The organism is Methylomonas sp. BW4-1 (assembly GCF_052474385.1).
In genome coordinates this window covers 283528-297069 of the sequence record NZ_CP184125.1, presented here as the reverse complement: position 1 = coordinate 297069, position 13542 = coordinate 283528, and the positions used below count along the sequence as shown (strand labels likewise).

Annotated in this window: 4 protein-coding genes; 3 read left to right on the top strand and 1 reads right to left on the bottom strand. The window is 53.5% G+C overall.

Translation table 11 applies throughout. The features are described from left to right. Positions 1-5 precede the first annotated feature (5 nt). The gene (locus ACH5Y9_RS01315) at positions 6-872 is read right to left on the bottom strand and encodes an HDOD domain-containing protein (RefSeq protein ID WP_445368230.1); all 867 of its coding nucleotides are present in this window, start codon (positions 870-872) and stop codon (positions 6-8) included. A 370-nt stretch (positions 873-1242) separates the two neighbouring features. On the opposite strand from ACH5Y9_RS01315, the gene ACH5Y9_RS01310 reads away from it, so the two are divergent. The 3 genes from ACH5Y9_RS01310 to ACH5Y9_RS01300 all read left to right on the top strand — a co-directional run bounded on the left by ACH5Y9_RS01310 (position 1243) and on the right by ACH5Y9_RS01300 (position 13527). After that, entirely contained in the window at positions 1243-11214 is a 9972-nt protein-coding gene (locus ACH5Y9_RS01310) for a cadherin-like domain-containing protein (RefSeq protein ID WP_445368229.1), read from the top strand. 61 nt (positions 11215-11275) lie between these two features. Next, complete coding sequence (locus ACH5Y9_RS01305) at positions 11276-12895, top strand: diguanylate cyclase (protein ID WP_445368228.1); 1620 nt, start codon at positions 11276-11278, stop codon at positions 12893-12895. Between the two features lie 44 nt (positions 12896-12939). Further along, complete coding sequence (locus ACH5Y9_RS01300) at positions 12940-13527, top strand: tyrosine-type recombinase/integrase (protein ID WP_445369864.1); 588 nt, start codon at positions 12940-12942, stop codon at positions 13525-13527. Positions 13528-13542: the final 15 nt, after the last annotated feature.

The following is a 13542-nucleotide window of genomic DNA, read 5'->3' as shown; positions in this document are numbered from 1 at the left end:
GCGGCTTAATTGAACATGAGCTTTTCCATCTCAGTCGCGGCTTTTAAAGCTTGTTCGACAGTCTCTGCCAGCTGTTCGGCATTGAGTTGCAAAATATCCCAAATGTCCGCGGATACGCTCTCCTCGATTGCGCGCATATGCCCGGATATGTATTTTTCGGCACAGGCCCGCACCAGATGCAGTAGTGCGGTTTCCCTGCGCTGCTCCGGAGCAAGGTCAGGGGTGGGCTGATAATGCACAATGTCTTGAAAATGCGCCGGCAAACACCATTGCGCCATCAGTTTGGCACCGATCTCGCCATAATGCATACCCAACAGTTTTTGTTCAGCGATGTGCAGTAATTCCTTGTTATGCCGGGACAGTTCCATCGCGCGTTTCGCCAACTCAGGGTGCTTTGCGTAAAGCACCAGATGCCCTATCTCATACAACAAACCAATCACAAACAGGCGTTCGCTCTTGGGGAATTTTAGCTGGCTTGCCAACAACCGGGTCAACACCGCCGAGAACAAGCTGAACCGCCAAAAGGTTTTCAGCGGCATGATGTCATTGGGCAATTTTAACGAGGCAATCGCCGAGGTAGCGAGCACCAAGTCATGTAACTGCCCGATGCCCAACATATTGACGGCGCGACTCAAGCTGTCGATCTTTCCCGGAAAACCAAAGAAAGCGCTGTTGGCAACTCTTAACACGGCGACGGTTAAGTTGGGATCGCTGGCCACAACTTCGACAAAGTGCTCGATATCCGAATGGGGATCGTCGATCAAATTTCTAACTTTCTGATATACCTCGGGCAAAGAAACCAAACCTTTGATTTCTTGCAAGGTGTGTTCGATCAAATCTGCTTGCGAATCGATCTCGGCAGGATCAAGCAAGGGCGTCCCTCCAAATTAGACAGTGTTTAAATCAAGCGGAAGTATAGAACGGAAACCTGAGCTGTAGTAGGGAAACTACCGGTATTCCGTTCGGGCTGAGGTCGTCGAAACTCAAGCTGGTTTGCTCTTTGAGGGGTGATCGGTATTTAAGAGTGGGTCTAATAAAAGCCACAAGCGCTCCATTTTTTCCATATACCCTCCGACACTTAACCACTGCACATTTTGAGCAGGCTTATCTGTGTTCTATTACGGATTATTTGCTGCAATCACAGAATAATTAAAGCGAAGTCGCTAAACTCTAGCAGCATCTAAGGCATTCGATGCCAACGGCGTTCCATGCGCATCGGTCAAACTGCAACTTTCAACGCCCATGAATTCAAAGTCACATCTCAAGCACTACCACTCAAAACCGATTCTGGAAGAGTTGGAATCTCGACAGCTGTTCTCCGGCGGCATCGAGGGGCTTTTGACCGAACAGCTCATGGATCCCAACGCAACCTACACCAATGCCACGCCGCCCGCCGACACCCAACAGCCCCCCGCGCAAACCAGCGCCAGCGAGACCAGCCGAAATGAAATCGTGTTTGTCGATACCCGCGTCCAGGGCTACGAATCGCTAATAAACGATATCAAAAGCAGCGACGTTTCCAACCGTAATCTGGAAATCATTACGCTGGACAGCAGCGCCGACGGCATTCAACAAATCACGCAGATTCTGGGCGAGCGCGACAATCTGGACGCGGTGCATATCATCTCCCACGGCAGCGACGGCAGCCTGAATTTAGGCAACAGTCAACTCAATTTCGATACCTTGATTCAAAACCAGACCGACATCAGCGCCTGGGGAGATGCCTTCAATATCGACGGCGATATTCTGATTTACGGCTGCAATGTCGCGGAAACGCAATTTGGGCAGAGCTTTGTCGAGTATCTGTCCGGGATCACCAATATCGACGTCGCGGCGTCGGAAGATACCACCGGCAGTGCGGATTTGGGAGGGGACTGGCTACTTGAATACCAAACCGGCGACGTCGAAACCGAAGTTGTAGTCAGCACGGCGGGTCAAAGCGAATGGACTGGCTTGATGGCGGTGACTGCCAATGGCACAGTGACATCCACCAGCAGCACCAGCACCAACCAACTGACGTGGTCGCATACGGTCAGTGCCGGCTTCGACCGGGTACTATTTGTCGAGATTGCCATTGATGACGGCAGCGCTGGGGTCAACAGCGTTAAATACGGTACCGCCGATCTCACCCGCGTAGGGCGCACAGCAGCCAATCACGCTGTCGAAATTTGGGCGTTGGTCAACCCCACAGAGGGAACCGATAACGTCGTTATATCATTTACCGGAAATACAGAAGCTGCTGCGGGTGCATCGACCTTTAACGGTGTTAACCAATCGACGCCCTACGGTACTTACGCTGGCAACACCGGCACCACCGGTTTGTTGGGAGGATCAGGCACGGTGAATGTCGCCAGTGCGACTGGCGATTTGGTTATCGACGTGCAGTATTGGAAAGCTATTTCAGCTGATACTACGGGTACCGGGCAAACTTCGCAATGGAGCAGCTCTCCCCTATTGTCTACGGCAAAGGCAGGCTCTTCCGTGGCGGAAGGCGCGAGCTCAGTAACGATGAGCGGTTCAGCGTTACTTGCTGCCGATTGGTCGATAGGTGCGGTATCTATCAAAGCAAGTATAAACACCGCGCCTGTGAATACAGTACCCGCAGCACAAACGACGAATGAGGACACGGCCAAAGTGTTCTCATCGGCCAATGGCAATGCGATTACGATAACCGACGCTGATGCCGGCGGCGCAAACAACGAAATCACTCTGACGGTCACCAACGGCACGCTGACCTTGGGCGGCACCACCGGCTTGACCTTTGTAGCCGGCGACGGCACCGCCGACAACACGATGAGGTTTCGTGGCACGGCCAGCGCCATCAACACGGCGCTGAATGGCTTGAGTTTCATGCCCACTGCCGAATACAGCGGCAGCGCGACGCTGACATTAGCCACCAAAGACTCGGTACTCCTGAGTTTGGATATCGATACCGGCCTCTTGGGCCGTTACGCTTTCGATAACACTAGCGCACTGGAGACCGATAGCAGTCCGGCGGCCGGTTCCACGGCCTCGGTCGTCAATGGCACGTCCGTCAATGACACTACCCGCGGCAATGTGCTGAGCTTGGCTGGCGACGGTTATGTGCAAACTACGGGGCTTTATGGTCAGCCATCCAGTGTCACCCTGGCGGCCTGGGTAAACTTGGCGTCCGCCGACACGGGGGGTGCAGAAGTCATTTCGCTGGGCGACAACGTGATATTACGCCTGGATGCCGGCGGCAAAATCAAAGGTAGTTATGTCGATAGCGGCACGTTCAGATTTACCGAAACGGCTACGACATTGGCCGGTACCGGCTGGCACCACGTTGCATACACCATCGACAGCGTAGCTCATACCCAAGCGGTTTATATAGACGGCGTTGTCGTGGCCTCTACCGCTTACACCACATCCATCGCTTACAATCAGGGAACCAATAGTTTTATCGGCAAGCACGGAAACGGTGGTACTACCTACGATTTCAATGGCAAGATCGACCAAGCACGGATTTATAACCGCGCTTTAACTGGGGCGGAAATTGCCGCACTCGCCGGGGACCTGACCTTAACAGACACCGATACGGTGGCTATCACAGTAACGGCAGTCAACGATGCACCGCTCATTTCCGCCATCGAAGCCACGACCCTGGCTTACACCGAGAACGGCGCTGCGACAGCGATTACCTCAGGCCTGGTACTTACTGAGGTCGATAACGCTAATCTGAGCAGCGCCACGGTACAGATCAGCGGCAACTACGCCAGCGGGCAGGACGTACTGGCGTTTACCGGTCAAAACGGCATCACCGGCAGTTGGAATGCCACCACCGGCACGCTGACCTTAACCGGCACGGCCAGCGTCGCCCAGTATCAAACTGCGCTGCGTTCTGTTACCTATCAAAACACCAGCGATGCACCGTCCACCGCCAGCCGCACCGTGAGTTTTAGTGTGACCGACGGCACGACGGCAAGTAACATTGGAACGCGCAGCATCTCGGTCGCGGCGGTCAATGATGCGCCGGTCAACAGTCTGCCCGCCAACAGTTACACCGCCGTCAATACCAGCAAAACCTTCTCCAGCGCCAATGGCAATGCCCTACAAATTGCCGATGCCGATGCTGCCTCCAGCAATGTGCAAGTGACGCTCAGCATCAGCCACGGTAGCTTGACGCTGGCCAGTAATGCGGGCTTGACCTTGGTCAGCGGCACCAACGGCAGCAGTAGCATGACTTATTCCGGCACAGTGTCGGCAATCAACACCGCACTGAACAATGGCCTGACCTTTACGCCCGATAGCAATTACCGTGGCTTGGCGCAACTGACCATGACCACCAGCGATCAAGGCAATACCGGTTCGGGTGGCACTTTAATCGATACCGATATTCTGGATGTGCACGTCGGCGCCATCGTTGTCACCAACACCTCGGACATCATCAGCGCCTCGGCTAATACCAGTTCGATCAGCGCATTGATCGCCAGCGACGGCGGCGATGGCATCTCGCTGCGGGAGGCGATTGCCGCCGCCAACAATACCGCCGGCACGGATTACATTTACTTCGGCATCAGCGGTTCGTCGGTGCATACCATCAATCTGACGGCACCCTTGACGATTACGAGTCAAGTCGTGCTGGATGCCACCAGCGACGACAGCTTCAGCGCCAACAAACCCGCAATTGTTTTGAACGGCGCCGGTAGTATTCAAGATGGCATACAGCTACACGGCGGCAGCGATGGCAGTATCATCCGCGGCCTGGTGATTCAAAACTTTACCGGCAGCGGTATCACTATCGCCGGCAGTAGCAGCAACACCATTGCCGGTAACTGGATAGGCCTTAACGCTACAGGCACCGGCGCCGCCGGCAACGCAGTGGGCGTCAGCATCTGGAATTCCGCCAATAACATCATCGGCGGCAGCTCGGCGGCGGATCGCAACGTGATCTCCGGCAATACCATTCTTGGTATCGGCTTGAATACCGACAACGGCTCGACCACAGGCAACGTAATCAAGGGTAACTACATCGGCACCGATGCCTCCGGTGCGAATGCAGTCGGCAATGCCAATCAGGGTGTTTGGGTTAGTGCCGCCGGTAACAGCATCGGCGGAACGGTCGCCGGCGAAGGCAACGTCATCAGTGGCACCACCAACTGGGTGGGGATTCAGTTGGAAGCGCCTGCCAGCAACACCTTGATCGCAGGCAACCTGATCGGTCTCAACGCCACCGGAACCGCCGCGCTGGCCAATGCCGGCGGCGGTATTTATGTGCAATCGGCCAACAACACCATCGGCGGCACAACAGCCGTCGCGCGTAACGTCATTTCCGGCAATAGCGGTTCGGGTATTACCTTGACCGGCGGCTCGGCAACCGGCAACGTCATTTCCGGTAACTATATTGGTACCGATATTTCCGGCATGATCGACTTGGGCAATGCCAATTCCGGTATTACTATCGAATCGTCCGGAAACACCATTGGCGGCACGGCAACCGGCGCCGGCAACCTGATCTCAGGTAACAGTTACTCCGGCGTTTTTATCAATGGCGAAAGCGCCGACAACAATATTGTCCAAGGTAACTATATCGGTACCGACGTATCCGGCAATGCCAGTTTGGCAAACAGTTGGGACGGGATTTCCGTGATCGGCGGCGCTGACAACACCCTAATCGGCGGCACCACGGCATCGGCCCGCAACATCATTGCCGGCAACACCGAAGCAGGCATCTATATCAGCGATAGCGGCACCACCGGTACTACCGTCCAAGGCAACTACATTGGGGTTGGCGCGGATGGCGTCACTGCATTAGGGAACGGTATGCAAGGGGTTGCTATTGAAAATTCCGCCACCAGCAGTTTGATCGGCGGCACGGCGGCTGGCGCCGGCAATATCATCGCCAACAACGACGTGGGCATAACGATTGTAGGGGCTAGCTCCAGCAACGTGTTTTTAGAGAACAGCATTTACGGCAACACCCGGCTTGGCATTGATCTGGCCGACGATGGTGCCACCGCCAACGACGCCGGCGATGTCGATAGCGGCCCGAACAGCCTATTGAACACGATGGTGTTAACCCGGGCGGTCGTGAATGGCACGAATCTGACGTTTAGCGGCACCTACAACGGCGCGGCTAACAGCTATTACCGCATCGAAGTTTTTTCGGATACCACGGCCAGCGGCGAGGGACGAACCTTTCTGAATGCATTGAACATGGCGGTCGGCAGTTCAGGCAGCGTCAGCATGTCATTTAACTTTTCCGATGCCCGCTTGGCAACTGGTCATTACATCACCGTCACTGCGACCCGCACCGATTCCAGTTACTCGACCTTTTACGAAACCTCGGAATTTTCCAATACGATTGTCACGGCAACGCCGGATAGCGCGCCGGTGGGTCAAGACCACTCCGTCACGGTTACTGAGGATACGGCTTACACCTTTAGCGCCGCCGATTTTCCGTTCACCGACGCCGATGGCAACAATCTCAGCCAGGTCTGGATCGAATCGCTGCCCGGCGCAGGCACCTTGTTTTTAAACGGTGTTGCCGCGCAGGAGTGGGACGCCATCAGTGCCGCGGACATTCAATCCGGAAAATTGACCTACACACCGGCCGCCAATGGCACGGACGCAACCAGCTTTTTATTCAGTATCGTCGATAGCGGCAGTAACTATGGCGGCGGCCAAACCCTGGATAGTACGGCCAATACGCTGACCATCAATATCAGCGCCGTTAATGATGCGCCCGTCCTGTCGGCCACTGAAGGCACGACGCTGGCTTACACCGAAAATGGCAGCGCCACGGCGATAACCGCAACGCTGGCATTGAGTGATGCCGACAACACCAACCTAAGCGGGGCAACAGTACAAATCACCGGCAACTACGCCAGCGGGCAGGACGTACTGGCGTTCACCAACCAAAACGGTATCACCGGCAGTTGGGATAGTAGCACCGGCACACTGACCTTATCCGGCACGGCCACCGTTTCTCAATACCAAACTGCGCTGCGTTCTGTTACCTATCAAAACACCAGCGATGCACCGTCCACCGCCAGCCGCACCGTGAGCTTTAGTGTGACCGACGGCACGACGGCAAGTAACATTGGAACGCGCAGCATCTCGGTCGCGGCGGTCAATGACGCGCCGGTGTTGAGTTTTGCCACCGGCAGCGTCAGTTATCCGGAAAATGCCGGCGCCGTGATATTGGCACCCACTGCGACCGTGACCGATGCTGACTCGACAGATTTTAACGGCGGCCAGTTGGTAGTTTCGTTTAGCGCCAACGGCCAAGCAGAAGATCGTCTGGCGATCCGTAACCAAGGTACGGCCAGTGGACAAATCGGCGTGTCGGGTAGCAATGTCAGCTACGGTGGGGTCGTAATGGGTACTTTCACCGGCGGTACCGACGGCACGACACCTTTGGTCATCAGCTTTAACAGCAACGCCAGCGTGGCCGCAGCACAGGCCTTGGGGCGTAACATTACTTATCAGAATGTCTCGGACTCCCCGTCAAATTTGGTACGTACCTTGCAAGGGTATCTGACTGATGGCGATGGCGGCACCAGCAATGTGGTGTCCGGCACACTCAGTATTATTGCCAGCAACGACGCGCCGGTTGTGACCAGTGCCAGTCTGACCTTGAGCGAGGGCCAAACCGTCACCCTTTCGGCGGCGAACTTCGGCGTAACCGATCCGGATAACAACAGTTTCACCTACACGGTCAGCAATGTGTCCGGCGGTATTTTCCAGCTTACGACCAACCCCGGCTTCAACATCAACAGTTTTACTAGCACGCAACTGTCTAACAATCAAGTGCAATTTATTGACGATGGCAATGAAGTCGCGCCTAGTTTTAGCGTTACCGTAAGTGATGGCTCGGCGAATTCGAATACTCTGGCAGCAACAATCAACTATACCGCCGCCAACGAAGCGCCAACGGACATTGCCGCGACCCGCTATCTGTCTGAGCAGAGCTATTTGACAAAATCAATGTATGACTTAACCCTCGATACCGGACATAGTGGCTACGGCATTGTCCTGGACGGGGTCAGCTACGCCCGTGGCTTGGGAACTCATCCCGCCGCTAGCGGCAATGGCTACGGTTATGTCGACTATGCGGTCAATGGCGCCACATCGTTCAAGGCCACAATCGGCATCAACGATTACCAAACCGGCTCGTATGGCAAGGTGCAGTTTTATGTATATGTCGATGGTGTACAGACTTATAGCAGCCCTATTCTAAACTCCACCAGCACACCTATCGACCTGAACATCGACGTGACCGGAGCCAGTACGTTAAGGCTTGCTATCGACAACGCCAATAACGGCAACGCTTTTGATCATGGTGTTTGGGCCAATGCGCGCCTGGAAGGCGGCACTGTTGCCTTGGCAAGTATCGCCGAGAATACCGCCATTGGCACGGTCATAGGCTCGGTTGTGGGGGTTGATAACGATCTGCGGGAAAATTGGAGTTATGCGCTGATCAACGATGCAGGCGGACGTTTTGCGATAAACGCCAACACCGGCCAAATCACCGTCGCTAACGACAGTCTACTTAATTATGAAGCCGCGACCAGCCACGACATCATCATCCGTGCGACCGACACAGGCGGGCTCAGCGTCGATAAAACATTTACCATCTCGCTGGCTGATGTTAACGAGGTGCCGGTCATCAGCAGTGCGTCGCTGACCTTGAATGAAGGCGATACCGTTACTTTGTCATCGGCCAACTTTGGCGTCAGCGATCCCGACAATGCCGGCTTCACCTACACAGTCAGTAGCGTCAGCGGCGGTTACTTCCAATTGAGCAGCGCGGCGGGTAACTCGATCACGCAATTCACCAGTGCCGATTTGAGTGGCGGTCTTGTGCAGTTCGTCGATGATGGCAACGAAGTGGCGCCGAGTTTCAGTATGACTGTCAGTGACGGTGCGTTGAATTCCAACACATTGGCCGCAACGATCCATTATACGGCCGTCAACGACAACGCCCCGGCGATCAGCTCCGGCGGCAGTGCCAGCGTCAATGAGAACAGTCCGATCAACACCGTGGTCTACACCGCCACCGGCAGCGATGCCGACGGCAACCCGCTGACGTGGAGTCTAAGCGGTACTGATGCCGGGTTATTGACCATCGACGCCAATAGCGGCGCAGTCACCCTCAACGCCTTCGCCGATTACGAAAGCAAGTCCAGCTACAGTTTCGATGTCGTCGCCAGCGACGGCACCTTGAGCAGTAGTCTGGCCGTGACCTTGGCGGTCGTCAATCTCAACGACAATCCGGTCTCGGCGATCAGTGACAGCAACGCCACCGCCAACAGTATCGCCGAGAACACCGCCAACGGCACGGTGGTGGGCATCACGGCGTTAGCGAGCGATGCCGACACGGGGGCGACGATCAGCTACAGCCTGACGGACAACGCCGGCGGCCGTTTTGCCATCGACAGCAGCACCGGCGTGGTCACGGTTGCCGATGGCGGTCTGCTCGATTACGAGTCTGCCACCAACCACAGCATCACCGTGTTGGCGACCAGTTCGGACGGTTCGACTAACAGCCAAAGCTTTACAATCAATATAACCAACCTCAACGACAATGCCCCTGTACTCAGTGCAACCAATTTGACCCAGAGCGAAGGCCAGACGGTGACTCTGAGCGCCGCAGATTTTGTCGTCAGCGATGCGGACAGTAGTGATTTCACTTTTACCATCAGCGCGCTGACCGGGGGTTACTTTCAACTAACAACGGCCCCCGGCATTGCTATCACCAGCTTTTCCAGCACGCAACTCGCCGCCAATCAAGTGCAATTTGTCGACGACGCTAACGAGGCTCCGCCAAACTTCAACGCTACAGCCAGCGATGGCACGCTTCATTCCAATACGCTGGCCGCGACCATCAACTACAGCTCGCTCAACGATGTGCCAGTGCTGACCAGTGCCAGCCTAACGTTGGATGAAGGCGAGACCGTCACCCTTTCGGCCGCCAACTTCGGCGTCACGGACCCCGACAACGCCAGCGTCACCTATGCGCTCAGCAGCGTGAGTGGCGGGTATTTCCAACTCACCACCAATCCCGATGTCAGCGTCACCAGTTTCAACAGCACTCAGCTGGCCGCCGGCCAGGTGCAGTTTGTCGATGACGGCAATGAAGTGGCGCCGCGTTTTGATGTCACGGTCAGCGACGGTAGCCTCAGTTCCAATACCTTATCCGCGACGATCTACTACACCGGTATCAATGATGCACCGATCATCAATAATCTGGGCTTGACGGTAAGCGAGGGGGAAACGGTCACGCTCAGCGCGGCCCATTTTGGGGTAACCGATCCGGATAGTGACAGCTTTACTTACACGGTCGGCGATGTAACGGGGGGGTATTTCCAATTGGCATCCCGTGCAGGATTACCGATCACCGGCTTTACCAGCGCCCAGCTGACCGCCAACCAAGTGCAATTCATCGACGACGGCAACAATGAATCGGCGCCGAGTTTTAGCCTCTCGGTCAACGACGGATTAGCGGGCTCCACCGCAATGGCCGCCAAGATTAACTATATTGCATCTAACGATACGACGAATACTTTGCACGACATCATTAGGTATAATCCAAAAAATGGTTTGAATGATAAAAATCAGGGAGACGAAGCTCAAACACATATTTCAGCAAGTCAGCACGTATCCACCGATCAATTTGCGGTCATTGTTGATTTAACCCCCGATGCCGATCAATTAACGCATGAATCACCACCAGATAAGCAGGCAACAGACAATCGATTTATCTTAGAATCCAACGCATGGATTGATAATGGAAATAGCCCACGCTTATCCGGACTGATGGACACTAATAAAAACGAAGAACCACGCAGGAACGAAACTAGCCGAAAATACCACTTTGAATCCAGAATTCCATCCGTCGATGAATACAGAATTGATAGCCAGACGACTTTAAGCGAGCAAGAAGAAGTGGAGTTTTGGAACAGATTGGAAAACATTCACAAGCAAATGAGCGACCCTACGGTCGTAGAGGACGCCAATCCGGTAAACATTAAAATCATCCTGGGGACCAGCGCCGGTCTGACTGCCGGATTTGTCAGCTGGATCTTGCGAGCTGGGTCGCTAATGGCCAGCTTTATGTCCACGGTGCCCTTACTGAAACGCTTTGATCCATTACCTATAATGCGATCAGTCAAAAAATCAAGGCTGGCAAAAGACCATGAAGCCAAAGAGCTTGACTCAGTATCCTCCGGCTCTGAAGACACCCCGTGATGATCAGAAACTGTTTGCTTGAGTTTCGGTTTAATATTCCGGCATCGCATCATTTAAGATCATGGACGCCCTAAAAAAAGCGGTTGGAGTTTTATTGCCGGCAATGCGCATCAGCGTGGCTTTAGTAATGCTGAGTATCTGCTTACTGTTTGCAGCGGAAATGTTGGGTTTCATGCCGGATAGATCCAAGTTTATGCTGGAGTCGCGCAAACAAATCAGCGAAGCGCTAGCCATTCAATTTTCCACCATCGCCTCCGATCAAGACCCACACCGCATTGAGCGAATGCTCAATGCCTTAATCAAGAGAAACCCGGACATTCTCTCCGCCGGCATCCGCTTGCAAAACAATCAATTAATTTTTCAAGTCAACGATCACGTTAAAGAATGGGCCGATTACGATAGCCAAAAATCCACGTCCACGCATTTGGTGGTGCCTATTTTTCGCGACTCGGAAAAATGGGGGGATATTGAATTTAAATTCGCGCCGATAGCCGGAGAATCGGCCTCAGATTTTCTTGAACACCCCAGTTTTAAAATGGCGATATTCTTTTTGGTTGTCGGCTTTTTTATTTACTTGGCGTTCATGCTCAGAACCTTGAAAGTACTCGACCCCAGCGCCGTGATTCCCGACCGGGTCAACGCGGCTTTCGATACGCTGGCCGAGGGCGTCATCATCATTGATGAGTACGAGCAAATTGTCTTGGCCAATAATGCCTTTCTGAAAAAGATCACCAGCCCTATGGCCGCTTTACTAGGGAAAAAGGCCTCACAATTAGAATGGAAAAGCGCGGACGATTCGACCACCGACGTCTACCTGCCCTGGCAAACTGTTTTAAAAACCGGCAAAAGTTCGATTGGCGCGCATCTGAAACTGACTAGTCCTGACAATGACACATTTAAATTTGTGATCAACGCATCGCCCATTCTTTCTGGCAACGACGCCCCTCAAGGCGTGTTGATCACGCTGGATGACATCACCGAAATAGAAGAACACAATACCAAGTTGCAAATCATGGTCAGCAAGTTGGAGGAAAGTCAGGCGCAAGTTAAAGAACAAAACAAGGAATTGCACTTTCTGGCCACCAGGGACTCTCTGACCGGCTGTTTGAATCGGCGAGCATTTAACGAACTGTTTGAAAAGGCGTTTGCCGATGCCCTGCAAAACAATTTGGAGCTGTGCTGCATTATGGTCGACATCGACCATTTCAAACGGGTTAACGATAATTACGGTCATGCCACCGGTGACGTCATCATCAAATTGCTCGCCGAAATCTTAACCAACAACACCCGCAAAATTGATTTGGTTGGCCGCTACGGCGGCGAAGAGTTTTGCGTCGTGTTACCGGGTCTAAGCGTAGACGAAGCCATTACAGTGGCGGAGCGTATTCGGTTGCGCATCAAATCCGAATCGGTCGCCCGTTACGAAACCGGCCCTTGGGTGACCGCGAGTCTGGGTGTCGCCAGTATCCTCGACCAACCGGAAGACCCGAGCGAATTGAACAAATTTGCCGATGAAGCGTTGTATGTTGCCAAGGAATCGGGCCGAAACCGCGTTGTGCGCTGGCAACTGCAAAACGAATTTGCGGAAAAAATTAAACCCGACCCACAGCCCGCCGAAAAAAATCTACCTGTACCTCAACCAGAGGCGGCTAAGGCTGCCGATGATTGTTCTCATCAATGACTGAATGTTGGTTTGAATGAAAGCGGCTCTCAAATGATGAATCGATACTGTCAAACGGCCGAATTAGCTATCTAACCACGGAGCAAATTGACCGTTTGCTAGAGGCGTGTCGGAATGACAGTAGCAATTACATTTATCCGTTTGCCCTGATTGGACTTGAAACATCGATGCGGAAGATGGAGATTCTTAGCATCCGCTTAGGGCATATTGATCTCAAGCGTCGCGTGATTTATATCCCAAAAGCTAAGGCCGGTGCTAGAGAACAACCAATCACTGCTCATCTAGCTGATTATTTGAAGCAGCATCTGAAACAGGTAGAATCGGAACAAGTCTGGCTGTTTCCATCTGAATCATCTGAATCGGGCCATATGGTCAGTATTGAAAAGGCGTTTCGTCGCGTTGTTGCAGAAGCGGGGCTTGATCCCAAAGAAGTCTTGCGTCACACACTTCGGCATACTGCGATTACGCATCTTGTTCAAGCTGGCGTTGATCTACCAACAGTTCAAAGAATCAGTGGACACAAGACTATGCAGATGGTCGTTCGCTACAGTCGTCAGAACGGCGAACACATTCAAGAAGCGATGGAAAAGCTTGAACAGCGCTATCGTAAGAAAAAAGAAAAATCTCAGTAGTTCCTACAAAATCTC